Annotated in this window: 24 protein-coding genes and 2 pseudogenes; 18 read left to right on the top strand and 8 right to left on the bottom strand. The window is 50.9% G+C overall.

What is annotated here, in order from left to right:
• The first annotated feature begins 12 nt into the window (after window positions 1–12).
• The 10 genes from ACFSB2_RS08810 to ACFSB2_RS08765 all read left to right on the top strand — a co-directional run bounded on the left by ACFSB2_RS08810 (window position 13) and on the right by ACFSB2_RS08765 (window position 11,228).
• Window positions 13–1,281 carry a DNA cytosine methyltransferase gene (locus ACFSB2_RS08810; protein WP_377942664.1) on the top strand — a complete coding sequence of 423 codons (1,269 nt, stop codon included), beginning with the start codon at window positions 13–15 and terminating at the stop codon, window positions 1,279–1,281.
• A 2-nt stretch (window positions 1,282–1,283) separates the two neighbouring features.
• Window positions 1,284–2,093, top strand: coding sequence for a hypothetical protein (locus tag ACFSB2_RS08805; protein WP_377942663.1), 810 nt, complete (start codon window positions 1,284–1,286; stop codon window positions 2,091–2,093).
• A gap of 70 nt (window positions 2,094–2,163) precedes the next feature.
• A complete protein-coding gene (locus ACFSB2_RS08800) occupies window positions 2,164–2,394 on the top strand; it encodes a hypothetical protein (RefSeq protein WP_377942662.1) in 231 nt (76 codons plus the stop codon).
• A gap of 30 nt (window positions 2,395–2,424) precedes the next feature.
• Window positions 2,425–3,129: a TcpE family conjugal transfer membrane protein gene (locus ACFSB2_RS08795; RefSeq protein ID WP_377942661.1), complete on the top strand. Its 705-nt coding sequence runs from the start codon at window positions 2,425–2,427 to the stop codon at window positions 3,127–3,129.
• The gene (locus tag ACFSB2_RS08790) at window positions 3,126–5,603 is read left to right on the top strand and encodes an ATP-binding protein (RefSeq protein ID WP_377942660.1); all 2,478 of its coding nucleotides are present in this window, start codon (window positions 3,126–3,128) and stop codon (window positions 5,601–5,603) included. The genes ACFSB2_RS08795 and ACFSB2_RS08790 overlap by 4 nt, the downstream gene beginning before the upstream one ends.
• Window positions 5,600–7,168, top strand: a complete 1,569-nt coding sequence (locus tag ACFSB2_RS08785; protein WP_377942659.1) for a hypothetical protein — start codon at window positions 5,600–5,602, stop codon at window positions 7,166–7,168. The genes ACFSB2_RS08790 and ACFSB2_RS08785 overlap by 4 nt, the downstream gene beginning before the upstream one ends.
• The gene (locus ACFSB2_RS08780; RefSeq protein ID WP_377942658.1) at window positions 7,165–8,109 is read left to right on the top strand and encodes a lytic murein transglycosylase; all 945 of its coding nucleotides are present in this window, start codon (window positions 7,165–7,167) and stop codon (window positions 8,107–8,109) included. The genes ACFSB2_RS08785 and ACFSB2_RS08780 overlap by 4 nt, the downstream gene beginning before the upstream one ends.
• A gap of 66 nt (window positions 8,110–8,175) precedes the next feature.
• Entirely contained in the window at window positions 8,176–8,364 is a 189-nt protein-coding gene (locus ACFSB2_RS08775) for a hypothetical protein (protein ID WP_377942657.1), read from the top strand.
• Between the two features lie 429 nt (window positions 8,365–8,793).
• Window positions 8,794–10,296: a recombinase family protein gene (locus tag ACFSB2_RS08770; protein ID WP_377942710.1), complete on the top strand. Its 1,503-nt coding sequence runs from the start codon at window positions 8,794–8,796 to the stop codon at window positions 10,294–10,296.
• Window positions 10,297–10,361: 65 nt separating this feature from the next.
• Window positions 10,362–11,228 carry an Rpn family recombination-promoting nuclease/putative transposase gene (locus tag ACFSB2_RS08765; RefSeq protein ID WP_417281885.1) on the top strand — a complete coding sequence of 289 codons (867 nt, stop codon included), beginning with the start codon at window positions 10,362–10,364 and terminating at the stop codon, window positions 11,226–11,228.
• A gap of 336 nt (window positions 11,229–11,564) precedes the next feature.
• Here ACFSB2_RS08765 and ACFSB2_RS08760 read toward each other — a convergent pair.
• A pseudogene (locus tag ACFSB2_RS08760) lies at window positions 11,565–11,726 on the bottom strand (DUF255 domain-containing protein); the annotation flags it as partial.
• Between the two features lie 202 nt (window positions 11,727–11,928).
• On the opposite strand from ACFSB2_RS08760, the gene ACFSB2_RS08755 reads away from it, so the two are divergent.
• Complete coding sequence (locus ACFSB2_RS08755) at window positions 11,929–12,120, top strand: hypothetical protein (protein ID WP_377942655.1); 192 nt, start codon at window positions 11,929–11,931, stop codon at window positions 12,118–12,120.
• A 35-nt stretch (window positions 12,121–12,155) separates the two neighbouring features.
• Window positions 12,156–12,305 carry a PD-(D/E)XK nuclease family transposase gene (locus ACFSB2_RS08750; RefSeq protein ID WP_377942709.1) on the top strand — a complete coding sequence of 50 codons (150 nt, stop codon included), beginning with the start codon at window positions 12,156–12,158 and terminating at the stop codon, window positions 12,303–12,305.
• Window positions 12,306–12,533: 228 nt separating this feature from the next.
• Here ACFSB2_RS08750 and ACFSB2_RS08745 read toward each other — a convergent pair whose 3' ends face one another.
• Window positions 12,534–12,719 (bottom strand): helix-turn-helix domain-containing protein, encoded by a 186-nt coding sequence (locus ACFSB2_RS08745; RefSeq protein ID WP_377942654.1) that lies wholly within the window; start codon window positions 12,717–12,719, stop codon window positions 12,534–12,536.
• Window positions 12,720–12,958: 239 nt separating this feature from the next.
• Here ACFSB2_RS08745 and ACFSB2_RS08740 point away from each other — a divergent pair.
• Both ACFSB2_RS08740 and ACFSB2_RS08735 read left to right on the top strand, forming a co-directional pair.
• Window positions 12,959–13,069, top strand: a pseudogene (locus ACFSB2_RS08740) (SDR family oxidoreductase); the annotation flags it as partial.
• A 57-nt stretch (window positions 13,070–13,126) separates the two neighbouring features.
• A complete protein-coding gene (locus ACFSB2_RS08735; RefSeq protein WP_377942653.1) occupies window positions 13,127–14,386 on the top strand; it encodes a cytochrome P450 family protein in 1,260 nt (419 codons plus the stop codon).
• Between the two features lie 209 nt (window positions 14,387–14,595).
• On the opposite strand, the gene ACFSB2_RS08730 is transcribed toward ACFSB2_RS08735, so the two are convergent.
• The gene (locus ACFSB2_RS08730; RefSeq protein ID WP_377942652.1) at window positions 14,596–16,011 is read right to left on the bottom strand and encodes an MDR family MFS transporter; all 1,416 of its coding nucleotides are present in this window, start codon (window positions 16,009–16,011) and stop codon (window positions 14,596–14,598) included.
• 182 nt (window positions 16,012–16,193) lie between these two features.
• On the opposite strand from ACFSB2_RS08730, the gene ACFSB2_RS08725 reads away from it, so the two are divergent.
• On the top strand, window positions 16,194–16,769 hold the full coding sequence (locus ACFSB2_RS08725; RefSeq protein ID WP_377942651.1) for a TetR/AcrR family transcriptional regulator: 576 nt from the start codon (window positions 16,194–16,196) through the stop codon (window positions 16,767–16,769).
• A 167-nt stretch (window positions 16,770–16,936) separates the two neighbouring features.
• Here the strand turns inward: ACFSB2_RS08725 and ACFSB2_RS08720 are convergent, their stop codons facing one another.
• From ACFSB2_RS08720 to ACFSB2_RS08710, 3 genes are all read right to left on the bottom strand, one after another.
• Window positions 16,937–17,365 (bottom strand): hypothetical protein, encoded by a 429-nt coding sequence (locus ACFSB2_RS08720; protein ID WP_377942650.1) that lies wholly within the window; start codon window positions 17,363–17,365, stop codon window positions 16,937–16,939.
• 141 nt (window positions 17,366–17,506) lie between these two features.
• Window positions 17,507–17,713: a heavy-metal-associated domain-containing protein gene (locus ACFSB2_RS08715; RefSeq protein ID WP_377942649.1), complete on the bottom strand. Its 207-nt coding sequence runs from the start codon at window positions 17,711–17,713 to the stop codon at window positions 17,507–17,509.
• A gap of 60 nt (window positions 17,714–17,773) precedes the next feature.
• Window positions 17,774–20,164 (bottom strand): heavy metal translocating P-type ATPase, encoded by a 2,391-nt coding sequence (locus ACFSB2_RS08710; protein ID WP_377942648.1) that lies wholly within the window; start codon window positions 20,162–20,164, stop codon window positions 17,774–17,776.
• Window positions 20,165–20,536: 372 nt separating this feature from the next.
• Here ACFSB2_RS08710 and ACFSB2_RS08705 point away from each other — a divergent pair, with 372 nt between their 5' ends.
• A complete protein-coding gene (locus ACFSB2_RS08705) occupies window positions 20,537–21,964 on the top strand; it encodes an FAD-dependent monooxygenase (protein WP_377942647.1) in 1,428 nt (475 codons plus the stop codon).
• A 222-nt stretch (window positions 21,965–22,186) separates the two neighbouring features.
• On the opposite strand, the gene ACFSB2_RS08700 is transcribed toward ACFSB2_RS08705, so the two are convergent.
• Window positions 22,187–22,651, bottom strand: a complete 465-nt coding sequence (locus ACFSB2_RS08700; protein ID WP_377942646.1) for a phage tail protein — start codon at window positions 22,649–22,651, stop codon at window positions 22,187–22,189.
• 22 nt (window positions 22,652–22,673) lie between these two features.
• The gene (locus ACFSB2_RS08695; protein ID WP_377942645.1) at window positions 22,674–23,153 is read right to left on the bottom strand and encodes a GyrI-like domain-containing protein; all 480 of its coding nucleotides are present in this window, start codon (window positions 23,151–23,153) and stop codon (window positions 22,674–22,676) included.
• Between the two features lie 105 nt (window positions 23,154–23,258).
• Here ACFSB2_RS08695 and ACFSB2_RS08690 point away from each other — a divergent pair, with 105 nt between their 5' ends.
• Complete coding sequence (locus ACFSB2_RS08690; RefSeq protein ID WP_377942644.1) at window positions 23,259–24,221, top strand: helix-turn-helix transcriptional regulator; 963 nt, start codon at window positions 23,259–23,261, stop codon at window positions 24,219–24,221.
• Between the two features lie 277 nt (window positions 24,222–24,498).
• A complete protein-coding gene (locus tag ACFSB2_RS08685) occupies window positions 24,499–25,419 on the top strand; it encodes a sulfotransferase family protein (RefSeq protein ID WP_377942643.1) in 921 nt (306 codons plus the stop codon).
• The last annotated feature ends 81 nt before the right edge of the window (window positions 25,420–25,500 follow it).

Raw genomic sequence — 25,500 nt, 5'->3', positions numbered from 1 at the left:
TGAAGCGGTGTCATGCATCCGTCAGAGGAGATGTTTCCCACGCTCAAATTTCTCGATGTATTCGCTGGCATTGGCGGCATTCGTCGCGGGCTGGAGGACGCAGGCATGCAATGTGTCGGCTCCGTTGAACGTGACAAGTTCGCCCGCAAGTCATATCAGGCGGTATTTCACACAGAAGGAGAATGGTCGCACGATGACATCCAAACCGTTACACCGGGCACGCTCCCGCAAGCCGACCTCTGGGCATTCGGCTTCCCCTGCCAGGATCTGTCCATCGCAGGAAAACGTCAAGGATTTCAAGGCGCGCGAAGCAGCTTGTTCTTCACCGTTCTCGATCTCGTCCGGACGTTGCCCGAAGACCATCGACCCGAATGGCTGGTCGCTGAAAATGTTGTCGGATTTCTCTCCAGCAACCGGGGCTACGACTTCCTGTCCGCCCAAACTGCGCTGGCCGAAAGCGGGTACGACTGTGAATGGGCGGTGTTCTGTGCAACCTCGTTCGGTATTCCCCAGCATCGGGAACGCGTCTTCCTTATCGGACATACTCGAACCCGAGGTCGACGAACGGTTCTTCCTCTCTACGCGGGCAGAACAGATTCTGCTGTCCCGTCGGCAGAAAGAGCTTGCCGATCACAACAAGACCACCGAGGCCAGGAACAAACAAATGAGGCAGAACATTGTGAAGCCAACCGTCCCATCTATTCCGCCGTCTCCACCCCAGGATTTCTAAGCAAGCAGCAACGGCGGCGATTCAAGGAGCCGGATGAACCGATGTTCACCCTGACCACCACGAATCCACACGGCGTCCTCGTGACGAGGAAAGGCCAGGGACCAGACGCAGAGTGGTTCGCACGAGACGTTGCAACATGCCTGGATGCCAATTACTTCAAAGGGCTGGATGCCCATCAGATGCGCACCGGCGTCGCAGTGCAAACCATCGGACACCTCCCCGATGACTCCAGCCAAACGGGGCGCGTTTTCGATCCAAACGGCATCGCCCCCACCCTGTTGAACCATCACGGAGGCGCTGTCGCAAAGATTCAACTCGAAACCCGCATCCGGCGACTGACGCCACGGGAGTGTTGGCGGCTGATGGGCAGAACGGACACGGAATTTGACGCCGCAAAGTGGGCGGGTGTGTCGAACACACAGCTCTACAAGCAAGCAGGCAACTCCGTCGTCCCACAAATGGTCACGGCCATTGGACGGCGGATTGTGCAAGTCACTGACCCAACAGGATGTCATACCAACGAGAAAATCCAAGACAGGAAAGAGGGATGAATATGCCGCTGATTTCCGATGTTCTATCACTTGGCGCAGGTGTGCAAAGCTCGACTATTCTGCTCATGTCCATCCATGGTGATCTCCCCAAACCGGACGTGGCCATTTTCGCCGATACGGGTTGGGAGCCCAAAGCTGTATACGATTGGCTGACGTTTTTGAAAACACAGGCAGAACGCTCCGGGATTCCCCTTTTGACCACATCCAAAGGAAATCTTCGTGATGTTATTTTGCAGAATGCGGGACCGGTTCGAAGAAAACGATTTGCTGCCATTCCCTTCTTTGTTCGCAATCCAGGCGGTCAGGCCGGGCGCTTGCGGAGACAATGTACACGAGAATTCAAGATCGATCCGATTGCCAGGACGGTGCGGGAATCCATTGGCTTACGCCCACGGCAACATATGAAGCATTCGGTGCGTATGTGGCAAGGCATCACCACGGACGAAATCTATCGAGTGAAAACCGCTCGGATCCCATGGCAAGTGAACCATTACCCGCTCATCGACCTGGGCCTGTCTCGACATGATTGTTTGCAGTGGTTGCGTGAACACGGTTACCCCGAACCGCCCAAATCCAGTTGCATCGGATGTCCCTATCACGACGACGCCTACTGGTCTCGAATGAAACGATGGGCACCGGATGAGTTTGCGGAGGCCGTTGCCTTTGATCATGCCATCCGGCGTTTAGCAACGGTCCATGGCGATGTCTTCCTGCATCGGTCGCTCCAACCGCTCGACCAGGTTGAGTTCAAGCAGAAGCTTGGTGTGGAACCGGACTTTCTCGAAGAATGTGAAGGACTCTGCGGCGTTTGATGGGCGAGTATTTCTTCCTGGGCTACGTGAAGTTCACGTTCAAACGTTTAGTCTCAAGGAGGTGAATGATATGGACTTTATCAGCACTGGCATCACGTGGGCCGAACATACACTTCAGGCCATCTTTTTGTGTGTCGCCGTCTATCGCGGTGTCCGGCTCTATGCGCATGGGGAGCAGAATCGGCTCTGGGGACACATCATCCTCTCCTGCATCCTGGCCATCTTCGTCTTCTTCCCATCGATCGCAGAGTTTCTCGCACAGTACCTGTTGAAACAACTGGGGATCAGCCTCAGTTCCTGACGCACCAGCGGACAAAGGAAGGTGATCCATATGGCCGACCCGCGCGCGGATCGGGCGGTTTACCATGCCTATCGGAGCCTGTTCAAAATGAAAACAGTTCTTTATCAGATCGGGGACATCCGTCTCTGGATGCCGATTGATCAGGATCTCATCTTGCTCTGGCTACAGGTGTTTCTCTTGTTTCTTCTGTTCTATTACGTGATCCCGCTCCTTCGCTGGATCTCTCCCGTCGGACCCGCGCTGACCCTCAGTGTCGGTCCTGCGGCCCTGGCGTACACCCTGCACAAGCTCGACCCGGCAGGCAAATCGACCTCGGCCTATCTGCGGGACATCCTGCGCTTTCTGATACGGAAGAAAACTGTCCGTCGCTTCGAGTACGTGTCGCTGCCACGTGCCCGCCGCACGATCAAGTGGTCCCTGTCCGGCAGGCGTTATCAAACCGTCGATCTGCCAGATGGACAGCGACTGCGTTTCTTTTACGCGGAAGCGATCGCCGGGCGCTTGCAACCGGGGACGACCCTGCGCGTGTATCCAAAAGCGCGACTGCGTTGGCACACGCACAGCCAGCGCTTCACGCTCACGCCACTCACCGACAAACAGGCACTGCGATATCAGGAAGTACGCACCAGGCGCAAGAGAAGTACTTGGGAATGGGCGATCACGGAGCCAGCGGATCTGACCCTCACCGCAGCGGATGCGTCCGTCCGAACCCACACGAGGAGGGGAACCGGATGACGTATCCCAAGTTCCCCGTCCTCTACTACGAACAAAACGTGCTCTTTGACATCAAGCGCCAGGCTTGGGCTGCTTATCGGATCCCGCAGCAACCTTATGCGTTTGCGTCCCAGGAGAAGAAACGTGCCATGGTGGACAGTCTGCGCCAGTTCCTGCATGCCCATCGTGGCGCTTGCCATCTGCTCTCTCTCACCGATGACATTCGCCCGACCGGATTCTTTCAAGCGGATCATCCGGGCGGGGATGAATTTGAGCGTTACAAACAAGCCGTGATCCAAAAGGTATCCAGGCAACGCCCGTGGCGTCGTTCCCTATTTTTGCTCGTCAAGCTTCCGAAATCCCGGTTTGCCATGCCGGACTTCGATCTGGCCGCACCGGGACGGGCGCTCACGTCAGTGGGCGCATTCGTCAAAGGGATCGGGCAATCACTGCAACAGCGCTTCATCGTGGTTCCGTCCGGGGAGATGAACCGTCAGGTGCTGGAGGATACCCTCTCTGCCGAGACCCTGGTGGCGCAGACTGTTCGCGCTTCCCTCGGCGGTGAACGATTAATCAGTTCGGACATCGAATGGTTGCTCTGCCACCCGCTCCATCGGGCCATCGTGCATGAGCATGCACCGCGCCTTGGTCTTGAACCCAGCTATCAGATCGCCGTTCGAGGAGAGCAGGTGTGGCTCAGACCGCGTAAGTCTTTGCCGATCCTCGTGGCGGGAAATACGGTCATTGAAGAACGTCTGCGCACGCTCGTCGTACACCATCAGGATGACGGGTCACAGATGAGCTGGCAGACCTTTTTCTTTCTCGTCGATGTGCCCGAAGAAGTGTCCGACATTGGCTCAGAGTGGTTGTATCGACTCGATGATTTATCTGATCCCGTCGAATGCAGCATTCACTTGGCGTTGGAAGCGCCGCATACGGCAGCCGCAGGTCTCGAACGCAGTCGCAAGGCGCTCAAGGATCAACAGCGGGAATATGTCGACGGCACCGGGGAGTTGCCGATGACGCTGGAATGGGCCGGAGACCGGGGACGACTGCTGGAACACAAACTCCAGCACGGGATGCCGCTTGTCCACGCGACGATCACATATGCCATTTTCGCGCCAACGCGTGAAGCGCTGGAGGCCCGAGCCACACAATTCACCCAACTGTGCAGCACCCTGCGGCTAAGGGTGGTGCGTTCACCCGGTGATCAGGCGCGCGGCTTTTACGATTTCATGCCAGGCACCGATATCGAGAAGAAACCCTGGTCGCTCCCGATGGACCCTGGTTACCTGGCAGCGGGTATGCCACACGGCAGCCGGGATGCCGGAGACCCTACGGGTGATTACATCGGTCGCACCCGTCAAGGCACGCCCGTCCTACTCGATCTCGCTCGCCCGATGTCACGGGAACTCAACCGCAGCGGTGCAGTCGGGATCGTCGGCACCCTTGGCGGCGGCAAATCGGTCTTAAAGAAACTGCTCTTCTACCTCGCCTTCAATCGAGGTGGAAGTATCTTTTCGATTGACCCGAAGGACGAGGATGGCTGTTTCGCGGACATGCCCGCCGTCGCCAAGGGCCTCACAGTTCTGCGCTTGTCTGCTGGTTCACGTACACAAATCAATCCGTTCCGGTTATCCCGGAGTGAGGAACGCAGTCATGCCATCGCGCTCGACTACCTGAGTCTGTTACTGGACGGACAACGCAATGACGAACGCGCGGACATCCTCATGGACGCAGTGGAACGCACCTTCTCCACATCGAAACGGGATCTGTTCCAGGTCATGACCGAACTGCAGAAACTCAGCCAATCCGGCGGTCATGAAGCGATGCGGGTAGAGGCCCGCAGGTGTTTGACCCGCTTGCAGGGTTATCGCAAGAGTCCGTACGGACGCCTCGTCTTTGCAAGGGACAATGGCGTCAGCGCATTGCCGGAGACGCCATTCGTGGTCGCGAGTCTCGCCGGACTCCCATTACCCAAGCGCGTTCCTGGAGAAACCGGCAACTTCACGCCGAACGAGCGCTTTGGTGTCGGCATGATGTACCTGATGGCGGCGCTCGGTCGGGAACGGATGTTTCATACCGCGCTCGGCGGGCTGAAGCTCTTTGGCATCGATGAGACGTGGTTGTTACGCTCGTTCCCCGAAGGACGGCAACTCATTGACGAAACGGTGCGCATGGGCCGCTCTTATGGCGTGGTCCCGGTGCTCGTTACGCAAAATCCAGGGGACATCGCCGAGGAGGAACTGCGCAACAATCTCGGGTCCATTTTCTGTTTTCGCACCGAAGACCCACGCGCCAGCCGAGACAATGCCATTCTGCTCGGTCTCGACCCGGACGAAGCGTCCCTCTGGCAAGCGTTTCGCAGCCTGCGCTCCGGGGATTGTTTCTTCAAGGACATCGAGGGGCGCGTCAGTCTTATCCATGTCGATCCGACACCGGATGATCTGTTGACCGTGTTCAATACCTCTGTCGATGGGGGGCGTCCGTCATGAGAACACGATGGATGAGGATGACGCTTATCACCGCTTGTTTGTTTGGTTTTATGGTCACCGGGATGGCTACCACGCCTTCTGTGATGGCCGCCACGCAAGTCGAAGCGCCATCGATGGTCAATCAGATTCTACCAACCGAACAGCAGATGGGCGTGTCCACAACAGTCACACCGACCTATCGAACCTATCCGCCGGATCGATACGCGTTTGACTTGGGCTACAACCTCGTCACCTGGCAATGGGGTGGACTGAAACCGACGCTCAATGATCCGATCCCGTTTCTCGGCAACGCCATCGCCAGCTGGATCTTTATCGGCGCCGGATTCGTCACGCGTTTTGGTATCTTCCTTGCCGAACTCGGTTTTCACACCAATCTCGTGAACGATCAACTTGCTGCCGTCATTCCGCTACTGGTTGGTTTGCGCCAGAGTCTGTTTGGTCGATTCCTCCCCTTCAGCCTGATCGCCCTTGGTTTTTGGGCCGTCAAAAAGGGCATGATCGACAACCAGGCGACGCGCGTGTGGTCGGGGGTTCTCGCCAGCATCGCGGTCCTGGCGGGCGGATTGTTTTTCATGACAAACACCGGCACCGACATCCGTTTTCTCTCCAACACCATGGACCAACTGTCGCAGGTCACGTTGGGCGCACTGGCACAGCCATTTCAAAAGATCGAAGGCACTTCGTCTTCCCTGTCCCCCACGCAGGCGGCGGACACGGAGTTGGTGGTGACCGCCAATCAGGTCTGGGACTTGCTCGTCACACGTCCATGGGTCATTGGGGAATTTGACCAAACCGAAACACAGCCAGTACCCGTCACATCCACCGAGGCGACGGCCATTGAAAAGTCTGCGGCATCCGACAACGTCTCTCTGCCCGTGACCGTCGGGGAGAACTGGATCGACCTGATGCGCCAGTACCCGGATGGGTCGCAACAACGCACCATCCTGGCCACGACGCTCGGCAATCCATCCCTTGACCACGCGGGACACGAGGATATGCCAGATGTCCTTGGCGCGGGAAGCGTCGTGCCGAGAATGGTGCTCGCGCTCTTCTCCTTGGTCGCATCCTTTGCCTTCCTGGTGTTTATCGCCGTCATCGCAGGCATGCTGGTGGCCGCCCAGGAAATGGCCCTTGCGCTTATTCTCGTCTGCCCGATTGTCTTTCTCGTCGGAGTCTTGCCCGGACATGGATTCGGGTTGGTTCGCGCATGGCTTGGCTGGCTCATCGGCGCACTCGGGACGAAGGTCGTCTATGGTCTCTACTTCGGTTTCACCTTGTTGCTCGCCGACGTGATCACCGATACCACAGGACTACTCATCCTGCAGCAAGTACTCGTTTCCCTGCTATTTTTCATGGCATTTTTGTTCCGCAAGCGGGTGCTGGGTGCGGTGCTTTCCAAAGTCGGCGCGCCCACGCCGCACGAGATGTGGCGCACCTCGGTGGTGTACGTTCGTGAACATTGGCGGGATACGGCGACATCTGTGAATCAGGCTCATGGGTTCGCGAAGAACGTGTTCCGCCGATTTCGGTCAAAGGGTGGCAACAGTGACGGTGACGGATCGTGAAGCGACCCGTTCGGCTCATTCTGGGATGGGGATTGGCAACCCTTGGTGTTTGGGGGTTGGTCATCGTCCTCCTGTTGTTCCTGCTCATCATCATGATGCTTGGAGTCGTCATTTCATCCCGTGACAACGCACTACCTGCATCACCGACAGCGACCGTGGAACCCATCCCGGTCCAACTGTTGCCGATCTATCACCGGGCGGGCGCGAGATATTACGTGCCATGGGCGGTGCTGGCGGCCATTAACCGCGTCGAAACCAACTTTGGGCAGGACATGGCGGTCTCCTCGGCAGGCGCAATCGGGTTCATGCAATTCGAGCCAGCGACTTGGGCACAGTACGGTGTCGATGCGGATGGAGACGGCAAAGCGGATCCCTACGATCCGGTGGATGCCATCTTTTCTGCCGCAAACTACTTGTCTGCGGTGGGGATCGCGAGGAACCCGGAACAAGCAGTGTTTCAGTACAACCACTCCGAGACGTATGTACAGGAGGTGCTACAACTCGCGGAAACCTACCAGACGTGGAACCCGCTGAGTTCCGACTGGGTGTGGCCAGTCACCGATGCCAAGGTGTCTTTTTCGGAGAAAGAAGATTCAGCGGATGAACCCATCCTTGTTTCTATCCACAGCCCGAGAGGAACATCCGTTCGAGCAATTCACGCAGGTACCGTGACAGCCGTGACAAACACAAGCGTCACGCTTGATCTCGATGACGGGCTCATCGTGATCGAACAAGGACTACGTCCGAGCGTGACAACTGGTCAGACGATACATGCTGGTGAAACGCTTGGTATGGCGAATGGTCACCGCGTTCAGATCACCATTGATGAACGAAACACGCCATTGCCTGTGCTATGGTTCGTGAGCCCGTCGCCACCGAAGCTCATTCCTACGCCACCACTGGTGTTGACTTCTCCACCAGCAACCAGCCCGGCGAAGTGAGGGATTCTCGTTGCTTTGGTCCCCACACAGAGCTACGATGTCCGACTGAGAAAGGGGGCGTTTGGCATGCAGAGTGCCGATTTACAAGACATGGTCCGCCGAGTTCGCAAGGAAGGTAGCATTAAGCTACAGCGCAAGGCCGAGGCGCTGGAACTCATCACCCACGCGAAAATCGTGCACGGATACACGTTTCGCATCTCTCGTGAAACGAGCTTTTACTATCGGGTCGTCGATGCGGACGACGAACCGAAGTGACCTTCCCTATCCACATAGAGAGGAGTGATGAAGATGTGCGACCCCACCTATATTTGCTCGAACGGTCACTACTCAATCCTCAACCCGGATATGTTTTCCCTCTCTCCAGATGGCATTGAGATCTCTTGCTCTGTCTGTGAGGAGAAAATACGAATTTCATGTGTGCAGACCAATCATCCTCGCGAAAATCCTGAACACAAACCAGACGAAAACTGACCCAAGAGGTCTGTCCATGACACGATTTCTTCTCGCATTCAGGGGGGCGAAATGGCGTCTTTCGCCCCCAGCTTCTTCTCCATCTCCTGCCGTTGACTCTTCACGCAACCCGAGCGAAGATGGACCTCCAACCGGGAGCCACCATCACTAGACACATTCCCTGTCATGCAATGGTGACCACCCGAACTCACACCAGCAGCATGGGAGTGATGAATCATTGAACAGAAGAAAATCTACGAAGTCGCTGTCTACCTGCGCAAAAGCCGCGACGACACCGATGGTGAAGAGGACGTGCTCCTCAAACACGAAACCGCCCTCACCGATCTCGTCCGCAAGAACAACTGGCGGTACGTCATCTATCGTGAGATCGGCAGTTCCGACAGCATCGACTATCGCCCCGAATTCAAACGCCTGCTCAAAGATGTGGAGAACGATTTCTATGACGCTGTGGTTGTCATGGACTATGATCGACTCAGTCGTGGCGACAAGGAGGACCGGGCACGGGTCGAGAAAATCCTTCAACAGTCGAACACCCTCGTCGTTACTCCCTCGCGGGTATACGACCTGAACGATGAGGATCAGGAACTCATCACCGATATCGAAGGCGTGTTTGCCCGGTATGAATACCGCATGATCAAGAAACGATTCCAACGCGGCAAGAAAATCGGCGCTCGTCTCGGTCACTGGACGAACGGTCCTGCCCCCTTCCCCTACATCTACAACTCAGAGGCGCGAAGTCTCGAACCCGATCCAGATAAACTGGACATCTACAATCTCATCAAACAGCGCCTATTGGATGGCAAATCCTGCGCCGCAGTGTGTTGGGAACTCAACCGCATGGGCATCCCCTCCCCCAAAGGCAAGCTGTGGCAAGAGAGTGTGGTGTATCGACTCGCCATCAATGAGGTGCATCTCGGACGAATCATCTACGGTAAGACGAGCGGCGGTTTACACAAGAATCGAAAAACCGCGCCATTTCGTATCAATCCACGTGAGAACTGGGTCATTGTGGAGAACGCCCACCCTGCAGTGAAAACATTGGAGGAACATGCAGAGATTCTGAAGCTGCTCGAACAGCGCCGCATCCAGTCAAAACGAACCCGACACGGAACTTACGTTTATTCCGGCTTGATCTACTGCGGCAAGTGTGGGGCTGCCCATCAGTTTCAGCCGAAAGAGAATGGAAGACTGCTCGTGAAGAAGTGCCAGAAGATCGATCCATTTGGCAAGCGATGTGGCAATCCCGGTACCGATGTGGAGCATGTCGATCTCGCCGTGATCGAAAGTCTTCGCAACTACGAAGAAGAAATCCGAGCTCGACCGATTCAAATCACCGATACGCCAGACATGGCACCGCAGATGCTCTTGCGTTTGAAGGAAACCGAGTTGGAAGGACTACACGAGGGTGTGGCTCGGCTCAAGGACATGTATGTCTCTGGAGACTTGACCAAGCAGGAATACCGGACACGGTTGGACCACCAAAAGGATCTCATTGTGAAGAAGGAAAACGACATTCAGCACCTGAAGGAAACCCTGCAAGTCGGTGGCCCGGTATCGGATCACGAGCGGCTGCAACGGATCGAGCAGTTGCAGAATGTGTGGAAACGACTCGATAGTCATCCCGAGGAAAAGAACCGATTGCTCAAGCAGCTCATTGAGCGAATTGAGTATGTGCGGGATAATTATCGCATCGATGTGAAGGTGAAGTTCCGCTGAACAGACAAGCAAGCAGATGAACATTTTTCGGATCATGTGGTATGATCAAACTCGGATAGGTGATGATGATGGATTTACTCAAACCAAGTCTCGATTTCGTGTTTAAACGCATATTCGGCGTCGAGGAAAACAGAGATATTCTGATCGATTTTCTGAATGCGATTTTCGAGTCGGCCAATGAACCCGGTGTGACCGAGATTGAAATCCTGAACCCGTTTCTCGACAAGACGGCGGTCTATGACAAACAATCCGTCCTCGACATCAAAGCCCGGACTGCTGACCACACCATCATCAACATTGAGATCCAGCTGCGGGATCAGAAAGATATGGAAAAGAGAACGCTCTATTATTGGTCCAAACTGTATGGAAGCCAATTGGTGCAGGGTGAAATTTATCGGAGCCTCTGTCGCACAGTGACGATTAACATCCTTGGGTTTAATTATATTGACAATGAGCGTTATCACAATACATTTCACCTACGTGAAGATAATACGGGACTCATCCTCACGGATGACATCGAAATCCATATGATTGAATTGGAAAAGCTACGAGATATCGCCGAGGGTCAACAACGAAAACTGGTGCGCTGGATGCTGTTCTTGTTAGGACCAGCGAAAGAGAAAATGGAGGAGATTGCGATGAAGGAACCAGCGATTCAAAAGGCGCTCACGACGCTCGAATTCTTGAGTCAGGATAAAGAAATCCGAGAGTTGTACGAAGCCCGTCAGAAAGCACTACACGACTGGAACTCAAGTATTCATGGTGCGCGGGAAGATGGTATAGAAGAAGGTAAAGCAATAGGTAAGCAGGAAGGTAAAATCGAAGTTGCCATGCATATGTTGAGTAAAGGAATGTCCAGGCAGGATGTTGCAACTTTCACAGGACTGAGTGTCACAGAGATTGAACAATTGCAACGACGCCAAACCCAGTGAACATGATTTTGGACACTCTCACTATAAAAGGCTAGTGCCCAGGTTCCCTTGTTATAGAGAGAACGATAGCACTAGCCTTTTCCCATTCTATTTTCATTTACAAATCAATATTTGAGTTGATTTTTTCATTGTTGAATGATTATGCGAAGTTATAAATTAAAATTAACCCGATATTTTATGGATGAATACCTATCAGTAAATATATGTTTCAAAAAGTAATCATATACTCTGATCTCTCCATCTTCCTCCATTAGAGTAATATATGGACTTGGCATCAATGACAGGTCGATATATTACTCTATTTAAGGGTGCACTATTCATAGCCCCGCAGGGCTACGAATAGCCGATTGACAGGAACACAGCCTTCGACTCCCTCGCGGCTTTTTGGAACGCTTCTTCGCCCCACGGGAACCAATCGACCGGATTATAAGCGTGTTGGAGAAGATACGGAGACTTCTCGTGAATCAACCGATTCGGCTTTCTATTCTTATCGGACATGACCGCAACTCCTTCGTCAAAGAAAAATATGGTACGAAGTCAGTATACCCCTTCCTCTACGAAGGCATCAAAAAGCACCGACTGTTCAAGCCTCTGCCTTGTCTTGACATAGCTGCTGTTTCTTCTCGATTTCATCTATTGCATCATTGAATATCCGGTTTAAGTTCTTTATGCCTTGCTCCTCGCCCCATAATGGGGACACTTGACCAAGCAGGAATATCTGGCGCGGCTGGATGATCAAAAGGACCAGATTGTGAAGAAAGAAAACGACATTGAGCACCTGAACGATATCCGATCAAGAGAGGCGTCAGCGAATTTAGCAATTACAGGATGTGTGGAAACAGCCTGGCAGTCAGCCCAAGGAGAAAAACCGATTGCTCAAGCAGATCATTGAACGGATTGATATGTGCGGAACAATAGCTTACTTCTATTCAAATACATAACCCTGCGCTTGGACCAAGATATGTGGAAGACAAGAAGTCAATCATAGACATCCATGCTCGGACTGTGGACGGCACTCGGATCAATATCGAGATACAACTCGACAACCGTTACGACATGGAAAAACGCACACTGTAATATTGGTACTGTATTTTTCGGATCAGATGCAAAAAGTTAAGTGTAAAATACCCTAGAAGTATAGAATCAAAAGTTCGATCATAAGAGCGATGAATGGCATAAGAACGATGAATGAAAACCAAATGGCGCCTTCCTTTTGAGCTAATCGAGATCATCTCGCGCATCGCGAATTCATATGTGTATGTTGGATTGTTCACGGCCTCCGCTAGTTCGGTCAATATACCTCTTTCATGCACAACCCAATATGTCTTGCTTGTCGCGAAAATGGAGGTAGAAAGTAGACCGATTGAGACCTGCCCTCTGAACGATTTTCCGAACATTGACTACGTCGTATCCTTCCTCAAGAATTAAGTTCGTAAGTGCATCTATTAGTAAACGCTCTGTGCGAATTACGTGTGGATCGACGTGATTCAAACAAATAACCTCTTCGCAAATTTCACAACACTCAGCTCATTTCTGTCCACTAATCGACATTTACAGCTATTTTAATGATTGAATGAAATTTCTCCAGGCTATACCCTAATTATAGATGCTGTGTCGTTTAATTGTTCGGTACTTGCTATTTGCTTTTTATTAGGAAATATTAACCAAATCGGAATGAATTGTGAAGTTGTAAGGTAACCGTTGTTACGGAGGCAGACTCAGGAATGGGGGCGGGAAATCCGGGCGAGATCGCGAAAGTCGCGCTATTCTTGGCATCAAACGACTCAAGCTTTGTGAATGGCACTGTTATGACCGCTGATGCTGGCTGGACAGCATATTAAACCGAATTACGAATATGTTGCAATCAATCACAGATGTAACCAGAAAGGAAGATTACTGTGAGTACTTCAAATCAAAAGCATCCAACATTCAATCTGTTTAGTGAAAACGGAGGTCTTCCGGGGAACCTATTCCCCATATTTGCGATGATGCGAGCAAAGGGCCCGGTGGTTCGTGTACCATTTCCAATCGGCGGCAGGGACATCCAAGCATGGATGGTCGTACGTACAGATGAGGTCACTCAGGTCCTCAAGGACCATGCCCACTTTACAGTGGATCCGACCGCTATCTATGGCGAAAGTCTAATTCGGGAAAACTTGACGGAAAGCGGAAAATCATCTGGACCGTCCACCTTCTTTACCGGCAAGTCGATGCTATTTGTCGATGAACCGGATCATCGACGCCTGCGCGGACTGGTATCCAAGGCCTTCACACCAAAATACATGGAAGACTTACGGCCGCGAGTGCAAGAAATTGCGGACCAATTGCTTGATCGCGTTCAGGGGCAAGGCCACATGGATCTCGTCGAAGACTACGCCTATCCGCTACCGATTCGCGTTATTTCCGAGATGCTTGGGGTTCCTCAAGCGGACTTAGATAAAATCCACGTGTGGTCGGGGGTACTGTCCCGTGGTCTGGGTGTAGGCAAACCAGATCCCGAAGTAGTAGAGAGCATGAGAGCATTCGGCGAATATACATCCCAACTGGTTACCCATAAACGACAGCACCCTGGTGACGACTTGATTAGCCATTTAATTGGCATCGAAGACGAGGGAGATCGGCTCAGTGAATCGGAACTCATTTCAATGATCACGCTTCTGATTTTCGCCGGGCATGAAACGACATCAAACTTGATTGCAACTGGTACCTTGATGTTGTTGGATCATCCGGAGCAATTGGAGAAACTTAAGACCGCCCCTGAACTGATGCCTTCAGCTGTTGAAGAACTTCTGCGTTTCAACGGGCCGTCCACAATCGTAGGACCGCGCTTCGCCACTGAAGATATCGTGCTCGGTAGTGAAGAGATTAAAAAAGGAGAAATGGTGATTTGCGTCGTGAAATCGGCGAATCGGGATGAGAACCAATTCGAAGACGCAGACGAACTCGACGTCACTCGCAACATTAAGCGTCATCTCGCCTTTGGACATGGTATCCATACATGTTTGGGCGCACCTTTAGCCCGTGTTGAAGGAGATATTGCCTTTTCAACCTTGTTAAGACGCATGCCCAATTTACGATTGAACGTTCCGAGAGAGAATCTTACTTGGAGTTCCGGACTGACCGCACAGGGACTCATCTCGTTACCCGTCGCTTTTTAAGCAGAAAAAAACACTAATTGGCGATTGCCGGACATCAGCGGAGTGTCGGAACATGCCTTTCAGTTCTAGACAGAGGAGATCCAAAAGCGAACGACAAAAGCAGAGCACGTCAACATCCCCGTCAGCGAAGCTACGGGGATTATTAATGTATCCAATTAAAATCGATAAGCACCGTTATCACACAGGGTGTGCTAGTTTGACGCTCGCCTCTATTTGGCCTTTGTCATCGATTGGATAGCGTCATCATCTTGGAGCATTCGTGCAACCACAAGAGACAAAGCGGCCGTTAAAGCGCCGGCAAGAAAACCAACGTGATAACCTAGTAAGTGCACAGTCGTACGCGTATTCGTTACGTTATGATCAGTCAATGAGGATAAAAGTATTGTAGATACAGCAACACCTATAGCGCTTCCGAGTTGCTTACTTGAGTTGAAAATAGATGAAGCCTGTCCTGTACGAACTTTATCAATGGTTGCCATGGACGCCGTTTGTGAGGAGATAAATACTGCGGCAACACCAAGGCCAAGTCCGAACATAATAAGGCGTATGTACCATAGATTAGTGTGAAGCGTTACGCTGGACATGAAGACTAGGGTAATTGTGATGATGAGGAGTCCGCCAACCACAGTACGACGAGGTCCAAAACGTCTATAGAGTTTTCTTGCTACAATTTGTCCACCTAACACCACGCCAACAGCTGATGGGAATATGGTTAGGCCAGATTGCAGAGCAGATTTCCCTTGTGCATCTTGCAAAAATAGCGCAGATAAGTACAGCGCACCTAGATAGGATATGGAAGCAAGGCCGTAAAGACTGGTGCAAATCGTGAACAGTCGATTTCGAAAGAGGCGCAAATTGACGAGTGGATGGTGGGACCTGTTTTCAATAATGACCATGCTGATAAGAAACACGACACCGATGATGAGTGTAAATAAAACCACAGGATTAGACCAACCGATAATAGACCCTTCAGATATCGCGTACATCGCCATCCCCAAACCCAAACCGGACAAACAAAAACCTTGCCAGTCGAATTTCCCTGGATGATGTTGCGTGTGTCTAGTGAGCTGCAAAGAGCCATAAAGACAAATCACTATACCGATTAAAACATTGACGAAAAATACCAAGCGCCAAGACCAATAGGTCGTGAAGATACCTCCTAAAATCGGTCCCAAAGCTGGTGCTATCGCTGTAAATATCGCGATCAACGCTGCAATACGGACGCGCTCAGCTGGTGGGTAAACACGGAAGAGCATGGATAATCCAACAGGCGTCATAATCGCGCCACCGATTCCTTGAAAGACGCGGAATATCACGAGCATTGCAAAGTTTGTAGACATGCCGCATAGGGCTGAAGCAATTGTGAACACCCCGATAGATCCTAATAATGCAAACTTACCGCCTAGACGATCCCCTAACCAACCAGAGACGGGGATAAAAATCGTCAAGCTGATGAGATAGGAACTAGACACCAGACCAACTTCGCCGGGACGAGTGTGAAATTGATGGGCAATGGTCGGTAATGCCACGTTGACAATGGTTGTATCCATCACAGCCATAAACATCGCCGCAATGTAGACGACTGGCACCGTTATTTTTTGATTGGAGTTTTGCAGCATGCGCATTTGTGAACACCACTTTCTGTTTTGAATCTTCTGTTCGACGGAGTGTAGTACAAAATGAGGTTAACAAATTAGTGACCATTGGTCAATAATTATATCGTTCTGTTCACGGATTTGCATCTTGCTTCCGATGCGCACACTTTCCGCATTGGCAGGTAGAAAGGTCCCTATGATAAACTATAGATATGAAAATGACTGGAGAAATTCAAACCACTCGCGGACGGCCGCCACGACTAAGCCGCGAGTTGATTGTCGCCGCCGCACTACAAAGAAATTTGGAAAGTTTAACGATGCGCGAACTAGCTGATTATCTTGGTGTATCACATGGTGCACTCTATCGTTGGGTTGAGAGTCGCGATGAATTGCTCCATTTGATTAGTGAAACGCTGGTGGAACGTGTTCTCTCTGTCGGCGTTTTGGATGGAACTGATTGGCGAAAAAGGATATATCGATTAGCTTGGGCAATGTACAACGAATTCCGTCAGGTCCGAGGATTCGCGACGCTCATGGTGCGTCCCCATCGTCACAATGCGCAGGCCTTCACTCGGTTTCGCGACGCGATAATCGATGCGTTTGAACATTCAGGTGTCAATTCAAGTATGGCTGAGCAGAGTTGGTATATATTTATCATTTCAGTGATGGGTTGGATTTCCATGGAAGAGAGCGGACCTGATTTGGGTGGGACAGGTGCGAGATTTGACGTCTTTCTTGGGACGCTCATCAAAGGTCTTCCTGCGAGTGAGCCTGAAGAGTATGTATAAGTGGTCTATAGCCGCATCCAAAATTCCTTTCCCTTCGTCTGTCACACGAATGAAACGATGTAGCTTTCTTCCGTGGGGGTGACGTATCCTTGGCCTTACTTACATCATTCTATATTGTGACATCTTTGTATGAACGGACGGTGAATACAGAACGATGAGTTGAGCCATCATTCACGAGGAAAGACATTGGTCACTGCGAAGAACAACAGCATTTCAACGAGTAACAAACACATCTGTATCAGCCAAACCACACGATTGTTCACCATTCCAAGCAACATGACGCTCATAGATATACTCATCAGAGATGTGATGCCAATTTCCCCAATTTCCAGAATGCCAAACTCCTTCATTCCCCAGACCATAGGCACACAGACCGATATAAATGGCACAAGTACAGCGAGACTTTTACTCCCTGTAGCCAACTCAACGAACATAGCAAAAATAAAAGCCAATGCCATGGTATTCATCATGCAAATGCGCATTCTCGCTGTTTCAGCAACCTGTTCTAAAGTAATGAGTGTCCGGTAACAGACATAAAAACCTACTAGAGAACCAATAAAACTCGTTATGGCCAACAAAGCCGAATGAACACTCATATAAGTGTACCCCCCACCTATATGTATATTCATTCGGCATCGGACAATTCTTCAATTCCGCGATTTACCCCCACATCAGTGGGTGTATGACTATAAAGACTGCTCGGCAATCATGCCGAGCAGTCTGATGTGTTGATTCGCTTAGGCAACGTCGTATCCAGCGTCCTCAATGGCGATCTTCAAGTTCTCGACCTGTACTTTCGAATCGTCAAATGTCACTGTCGCAGCGTTCTTTTCAAGGCTCACGTCTACCTTTTGAACCCCTTCCACAGAATTCAACGCCTTGGAGACAGAGTTCACGCAACCAGCGCATGTCATCCCTTTGACTGCGATTGTCGTTGTTGTCATGATATCCACCATCCTTCCTAAAATTTCGATGAAACGGTTGTTTTACTTGAGGCAATTGCTTCAGATACCATCCCCCTTCACCGAGAGACGTGCGCGCTTCAACAGCAAACTGTTTGACACGACAGAAACCGAACTCATCGCCATCGCGGCCCCCGCAATGATTGGACTGAGCAGACCAAACGCGGACAGCGGAACACCGAGCATGTTGTAAAAGAACGCCCAGAACAAGTTCTGCCGGATCTTTTTCATCGTCAAGCGTGACAACAGAATGGCTTGAACTGCCCCGTACGTCTCAGATTTCATTAACGCAATATCTGCCGCCTCAATGGCGACATCGGCACCGGTTCCCATCGCGATACCAACATCTGCTGCGGCAAGTGCTGGTGCATCATTGATTCCATCGCCCACCATCGCCACGATATGGCCAGATTTCTTCAACGCTTGTACCTGTGCTGACTTATCACCAGGTAGTACGCCAGCCAGCACGTTGTCAATACCGACTTCCTTTGCCACTGCTTTTGCAGTACGCTCGTTGTCACCCGTAATCATCCATACTTCGATGCCTAAGCGCCGAAGCTCATTCACCGCGAGTTTGGCATCTGCCTTTATCTGATCTGCGATCCCAATCACGCCTATGCACTTGCCTTCGACTGCAACATACACAGCCGTTTTTGCCTGTTCTTCGAGGCCAGCTACCAGACTGCGGTCAAAATCATAGATTTCATGTTCTTCGAGCAGTTTTGCATTTCCAATCAATACGCGCTTAGCGTCGACTGCCCCAACGAGACCTCGTCCAGGAATCGCTTCAATGCCGCTTACTGTTGACGCCTTCATGCCCTGTTTTCTCCCATGCTCGACAACGGCACGAGCAAGCGGATGCTCACTCTGCGCTTCAAGAGATGTAGCAAAATGCAGCACATCATTCGGTTCGATGCCTTCTGTAGGTATTAAATCCGTAACCGTTGGTTTCCCTTCCGTGATCGTCCCCGTTTTATCCAAAACCATTGCATTGACTTTATGCGCCAGTTCTAAGTACTCGCCACCCTTAATCAGAATGCCGTTTTCAGCGCCAAGGCCAGTGCCGACCATAATCGCCGTTGGTGTAGCAAGGCCGAGCGAGCAAGGACACGCAATGACTAGAACAGCGACAGCGGCAATCAGAGCATGACTCCACGTACCGAAGATGCCCCACAGCAAGAACGTCACTAATGCAATACCAAGTACCGTAGGAACAAAAACCCCCGAAATCTTGTCTGCCAATCGCTGTACTGGAGCTTTCGATCCCTGCGCCTGATCGACCAGTCGAATGACCTGCGCGAGTGCAGTATCCGAACCTACACGAGTGACTTGCATCGTAAATGCGCTCATTTGATTGACTGTGGCACCATAGACTTCGCTACCTTGTTGTTTAGTCACGGGTACGGCTTCACCAGTCAAAAAAGACTCATCGATACTTGTCATCCCTTCAACGATGACGCCATCCGTCGGTACTTTTTCTCCGGGCCGAACACGAACCACATCATCAATCCGAAGTTGTTCAACAGGCACATCAAATTCCGTGCCATCGCGAACCACGTGCGCCTCTTTCGCTGCCATATTGGCAAGTGTCTCAATCGCAGAACTGGATTGATGCTTGGCGCGTGCTTCAAGCAACTTGCCCATGAAGATAAGTGTAACGACGGTTGCAGAACTGTCGAAGTATGTGTCTGGGTAACCCATCACGGTTCGAACAGCACTGTATACATAAGCAACCGATGTCCCCAACGCCACCAGCACGTCCATGTTGGCGGCGCCACCACGAAGCGAATGATACGCACCTTTATAGAAACGCCAGCCTACATAAAACTGTACAGGGGTAGCAAGTATCCAGCTAACCCAATTTGGCATGAACGCCGCGCCACCAAACAGCATAACGAACATTTGTACGACAAGCGGGATGGTCAGGATGACAGAACCCCAAAATGTAAATACATCGCGGCGATATGCTTTTTGCTTTCGCTCTCGGTCGTCAGCCTCATCCACGTTTCGGATTGGGGTTGCTTCGTACCCTGCTTTTTCAATCTTCGTCACAATTCCTGACTCATCGATAATCCCAGGGATATACTCAACCATGCCCTTTTCGGACGCTAAGTTCACATGCACCGACTCGATACCGTCTGCTCGACCAACAACTTTTTCAATCCGCGCCGCACAGGCGGCACACGTCATTCCGCCGATCTTAAATTCGGCTCTCCTTGTCGAAACGCCATAGCCTGTCTTTTCGATACGTGCTTTCACCGTCCGCCAATCGGTTCCTGGACCAACAAGAACCTGCGCCCGCTCAGACGCCAAATTTACATTGCAAGACTCAACTCCTTCGAGTTGTGAAACAGTCTTCTCTATTCGTGCCGCACACGCTGCGCATGTCATGCCTTCAACTGGGAGAGTCAGCTCCTTTGCCCCTTCACTCATGATGTGTCCCCCCGCCCTAATCATTATGATACCATTACGATACCCCCGTAGAGTATTAAAGTCAAATTGGTGCTGCTCATATTTCATCTTTAGAAAACAAGTTGATGTATGTACAGCCGTATATGGTCTTCGATCACCATGGAGAGTCGCTATTGAGGTTCCCTTAGTCGCTTTGGTTCACATTCAGTTCATAAACAGCAGTCATTCTATGGGCACAGGATTCAATTCTGATTAGATTCGTCGTACAGGTATATCCTCATCTTGATGGTTTGAGAGAAGGCTTCCTCAATTTAAGGATGGCACCCTGTTCAGTTCTCCCACACACAGTGTGGGTTTAATGTTTGAATTAACAATTTCGCAGGGGGAAAGCATATGGATACGGATGTAATTGTGGTTGGCGCAGGACCAGTAGGTCTCATGCTGGCGACCGAGTTGGCTTTAGCCGAAACCAAGGTCATCGTCGTTGACGCGCTCACGGAACGCAGCGGGCAAAGCAAGGCCATGAGCCTGCAACCTCGCACGGCCGAAGTACTCGACCTGAGAGGTTTGCTCGCCCGCGCCAGCGAACACGCCATCGCACGTGTGACGGAGGGGCATTTTGCGACCATCCCATTGAGCTATGACGGTCTCGGCACACGATACCCATATCAGATCGGGCTCCTGCAGTGGCACCTCGAGGCGGTTCTTGAAGAGCGCCTCGCAGAACTCGGAGGTGAACTGCGCCGGGGATGGAAACTCACAGACCTCCAACAAGACTCCGAGGGAGTCACAGCGATCGGCCCAAGCACGCTTCGGGCGTCCTATTTGGTGGCTGCTGATGGGGGCCGAAGTACGGTGCGTAAGCTGCTTGGCGACCCTTTCCCCGGCACAGACGCGACGCGCTACACGACGATTGCCGATGTCATCCTCGGTGCAGGTACCGCAGAGCCGCCGACCCTTTGGGCGTCGATGGGCCAGACCAGGCGGGTTAACCCGGACGGATCATTCGCGAGCGTCGTATCGCTCGGCGAGGCGAGTCTATTCCGCTTCGTGTATTTCGATGGGCAGACCGAACGTACCGACGTCACGGACGAAGAGGTGACTGCCGCTTTTCGACGGTTCTACACCGACGAATACGAGTTGCTGGACATCCGGCACGCATCGCGATTCAGCAACGCAACACGGCAGGCTGAGAAATACCGCTATGACCGGGTGTTTCTCGCTGGTGACGCCGCGCACATCCATCCGCCGACCGGTGGACAAGGTCTCAACCTCGGTGTGCAAGATGCTTTCAACCTAGGCTGGAAACTTGCAACCGTCCTCGGCGGTACAGCCCCGGAGACACTGCTCGATACCTACCAGGCCGAAAGGCATGCTGTCGGAAAGCGCGTTCTCGACAACACGCTCGCCCAAGGTGCTCTTGGCACGCGTGATCCTCAACACATCGCGCTGCGGCAGATCTTTGCTGAACTGATGAAAATCCCCGAGGCGAACCGACACATCGCAGGAATGATCACTGGCCTCGGCATCGACTATGGCGGCGAAGGTCACGTAGGCACTCGACTGCCCGATTTCGAAACCGGGGACGGCTGGGTAAGCGAACTTTTCCATAGCGGCAAAGGTGTATTACTTGCGACCGACCGGATATATTTGGAGGCGGCTGCGCCATGGGCAGATCGGATCATTCGCACGAATGTCCCAAGGCTACCTTGGCCAGAACTGGAGGCGGTTCTGGTACGACCCGACGGCTACGTGTGCTGGAGCTCGTTAACCCGGCCGATCGCGACAGCGCTCCGCGCATGGTTCGGTGACGCAGAATGAGTCCAACCACGCCCGTCGATCGCGATCATCAGCGGCGGCCTCGGTTGCCTGACCACCGCCGCTGTCCTCCACGCACGCACCGCATCGAGTCGGACCGTGGTTGAACTCGATGCAGGTCACCATGTCCGAATTTGACGCCAAATAAGGTACCCCCCGCAAGCTGGGAGTACCTTATCTAGCTCATTTACACAGCACCTTTGACGTAGACTTGAGCTTGTGACTCTAATATTCTCCTTTAATTACAAAAAACGTGCCGCGAATTGTTCCTGCTAATTTAGACTTCTGCCTAGCAAACTTAAACTTGCCTTCTAACTCCTTTGGGACTTCCATCCCCTCAGAAAGCTTTAAACCAACAGCCCGCTTCTTCGGATCATCAACCGTATACATGACATTGAGCCCAAGGCCATCCTCATAAAAGACGTAGGCAAATTTGATGTTTTCCACTTGAAACCGCGACGTTTCTAGAGGTTTTGTCGCAAATTCAATATCACGTTCTTCTTTCAAAATTCGATTCACATAATCAAGGGTCTCCTGGCTTTCACTGGCTGGTACAACCGTAAATTCATGCTTGTATTTGTTCATCAAATAACGGGCTTCATTACCCCGTAAACCAGCAAGCGCTTCCGCTACAGGGGAAGACGTTAACCCAATTGTTGACACATTTTTAAAATCAACGATATAAGACACTTCTGCCCATCCTTTTACCACTTTATTTACTTACAACCGGAATCCACATTTCACCATAAACGAAGCCGTTTCGCTGCCCCATTTCAACAGCTGTGTTTGGCGCACCAACATAGGCAAAGTCCTTCACTTCAGGCAAGACTTGGCCAAAAGCAACGCCAGCAAGCCTATTGTTCAATTCATCAGTCGTCTTTCCTTCGCCTTTGACAACTAGGTATTTCCCTTTAGGAAATTGGATAACCCTCGCTTCTTCAGGTGCTGATGCCTCTGTCATGACGCCAGCATAATGCATCATCTTATTATTCACCGCTTCGTTCACAGCAAACACATAATCGTTTGCAGCGATGGCTTTCAAAGTGTCAAGTCTTCCATCTTCACTGACAGCCTGCCAAAAATCTGACTTTTCCTTGTTTAAGCCAGCAAAGTCTGTGTAATGGCTCTTCAGCTCAGTTCCAAAACCTACAACAATAAAACCATCTTTTTCTTCCAGAGAATAATTTTCCATGTTCGAATCCTCCATTTAAATGAATTTAATGACTGGTATTTCTCACTTCATGGTTATATATTAGCCTTAAATTATGTCAAAAAATGATACTGTTTCGGAGGACCAATGAAAAAAGTTGAACGGATCAATATCATCATGCGGTATATCAACAATCGCGGCCGCTTTACAATTTCGGAAATCATGCAAGAATTTAATATTTCTCGTTCGACAGCGATCAGAGATATCAGAGAAATTGAGGCAATGGGCATGCCGCTTGTAGGTGAAGTTGGAAGAGATGGCGGTTATGTGGTCATGCGCAACGCTGTCCTGCCCGTTGTTCGATTTACCGATAATGAGGTCAAAGCCCTATTCATCGCCTTTATGGCCACAAGAAATCAACAATTGCCCTATCTAAAGAGTCGTCAGTCTTTAGCTGAAAAATTACTTGGCCTCATCTCAGAAAACCAGCAAGATGACCTTGTTCTTTTAAATCAAATCTTGCTTTTTGAAGGGACCAACCCCAATAATCCCGACCTGCTTGAACTTTCAGACCTCCCCCACCCCATGTTAGAAAAACTCATCCAACTCCTTCTTTTGGACAACTATTTACTGATTACGGTCACAGAAGAGGGCATAACAAAGTCTTATCCAATTTATCTTTTGCACCTTTATCGTGAAAAAAGCCTTTGGTTCATTGAAGGCTTTGGCTTAAAGGAAGAGAGGAAACAGATTTTCCCTGTTGATCAGCTCATCCATGTCCAACCCTGCCCGATGAAAGAGCGATTAAGTAAGAAAAAGATTGTAGAAAAACTAAGCAAGCAAGAAGAAGCAATCAACCTTGTCCTTGAACTGGGTCCAAAAGCGATTGCCCAGTTCAAAAAATACCACCCTTTGAAAGTTTCCATTTCCTATACGAGCCCTTACCAAGCCACAGCTATTCTAAGGACATTTATCAATGTTAATCAACCCGAGGAATTGACAGAAATAACAAATTGGCTGCTTTTCCTAGGTGCGGATGTCAAGGTCAGGGAAATGCCAGAAGAGATCGTAAAAAGTTTACAGGAGAGATTAAACTTATACTGCCCATAAATCTCAGCGAAGGCGCCGGATGTATTTTACACTCATAACCACCATTTCCCACGTTCATCAAAGTACGCGGAATCATCTACAAACTCGCTGCTATACCCGATAATTCGCATAGCAGCGGGCATTCTTCTACCCATCTCCCTGTCGTTACACAATCTTTAGCTTCCGTTCATCGAACGTTTATAATGCCATCAACTTTGTTGGCTAGAATCGAAATGAGAAAAATGTGTCCTGTTTAGGTGAAGTGCCCCAGTAGAACATCTACGAACCATCTAGGAGGGTGTGCGTTTTGTTGCCAAATTTCCTAATTGTAGGTGCAGCCAAGAGTGGAACTAGCTCACTGGACAGATACCTGGGCCAGCATCCCGACGTTTACATTCCACCGAAGAAAGAGGCTCATCTCTTCTCGATTCCCGACTTTCCGGCAAAGTTTGAAGGTCCAGGCGATGAAGGTATGAATATGTATACGATTCGGGATAGAATGGCCTATCAACAGTTGTTCGACGACGTCCGAAATGAGTCAGCGGTCGGGGAGTCATCGGTATTTTATTTGTATTATCCGGGGACAGCTGAACGTATTCACGGGGAGATTCCCGGAACGAAAATCATCATTCTGCTCCGCAACCCAGTCGATAGAGCGTTCTCTGCCTACATGCACCTGATTCGCGATGCTCGAGAGACGCTTTCTTTCGAGGAGAGCCTGGCGCTTGAAGAAAAACGCAAAGCCATGCACTATGAGCCCATGTGGCTGTATCGAGAACTTGGACTGTATTCACAGCAAGTGAAACGGTTCCTCGAAATATTTGGTCCAAAACAAGTAAAAATCCTGCTGTTTGAAGAATTTGTGCGCAATCCGGAAGCCGTAGTTCGTGGTGTACTACAGTTTCTCAATGTCGATCCCGACGTCCCCGTTGACACTTCCCTTCGCATTAACGAATCTGGATTGCCCAAGTCCAAATGGCTGTATGATTTTATATCAAAGCCCAACGGTCTGAAGGAAATGATAAAACCATTGTTTCCTGATCCCGTACGCGAACGTCTGGGTCTTCGAGCGAAGTCGATGGCGCTTGAAAAGGTATCTATGCTCCCTGAGACCCGCGCAGAATTGAAGGAATACTTCTCGCAGGACATTCTGCAACTGGAATCCCTCATCAACCAGGACCTCAGCATTTGGACAAAGAAACCAGTTCGCGTCCACTAAGGGAAAATACAGATGACAAACCCGATTTTTATGGACAGTTTTGATGTAATACTAAAAACACAGATATTGTGTTTCCTAAAG

The sequence above is a fragment of the Alicyclobacillus fodiniaquatilis genome (assembly GCF_042678105.1).
Classification (GTDB): Bacteria; Bacillota; Bacilli; order Alicyclobacillales; family Alicyclobacillaceae; genus Alicyclobacillus; species Alicyclobacillus fodiniaquatilis.
This window is presented reverse-complemented; position numbering and strand designations above follow the sequence as displayed.